The sequence below is a fragment of the Methylobacterium indicum genome, assembly GCF_001043895.1.
Taxonomy (GTDB): Bacteria; Pseudomonadota; Alphaproteobacteria; order Rhizobiales; family Beijerinckiaceae; genus Methylobacterium; species Methylobacterium indicum.
In genome coordinates, this window is the sequence record NZ_JTHF01000445.1 from 1 (window position 1) to 772 (window position 772).

Sequence of the window (772 nt, forward strand, 5' to 3'; positions counted from 1 at the left end):
GCCGCGCCCACAAGGTCGAACTGGTGGCGATCGGCAACGGCACCGCCTCGCGGGAGACCGACAAGCTCGCCGCCGAGCTGATCGCCAAGCAGCCGGAGCTGAAACTCACAAAGGTCATGGTGTCGGAGGCCGGCGCCTCGGTCTATTCGGCCTCGGCCTATGCCAGCGCGGAACTGCCGGGGCTCGACGTGTCGTTGCGCGGCGCGGTCTCGATCGCCCGGCGTCTCCAGGATCCGCTGGCGGAACTGGTGAAGATCGAGCCGAAGGCGATCGGCGTCGGCCAGTACCAGCACGATCTGGCGGAAGGAAAGCTGTCGCGCTCCCTCGACGCGGTGGTGGAGGATTGCGTGAACGGCGTCGGGGTCGACGTGAACACCGCCTCCGGGCCGCTGCTGGCGCGGGTCTCGGGCCTGACCGAGCGGGTGGCGCAGAACATCGTTAGCCACCGCGACAGCAACGGGCCGTTCCGCAGCCGATCCAGCCTGAAGAAGGTCGCGGGGCTCGGGCCGAAGGCGTTCGAATTGTCGGCAGGCTTCCTGCGGATCCAGGACGGCGACGACCCGCTCGACGCCTCGGGCGTGCATCCGGAGGCCTATCCGGTGGTGCGCCGCATCCTCCAGGCGACGAAGAGCGACATCAAGGCGGTGATCGGCAACGGCGCGGTGCTGAAGGGCCTGAACCCCAAGACCTTCACCGACGAGACCTTCGGGCTGCCCACCGTCACCGACATCATCGCGGAACTCGAGAAGCCCGGCCGCGACCCGCGCCCGAC

The 772-nt window shown here is 68.9% G+C and carries 1 protein-coding gene; it reads left to right on the top strand.

From position 1 onward, the window contains the following. Positions 1-772, top strand: a 772-nt coding sequence (locus QR78_RS31345) for a helix-hairpin-helix domain-containing protein (RefSeq protein WP_048431553.1), incomplete at both ends; no start/stop codon positions are given.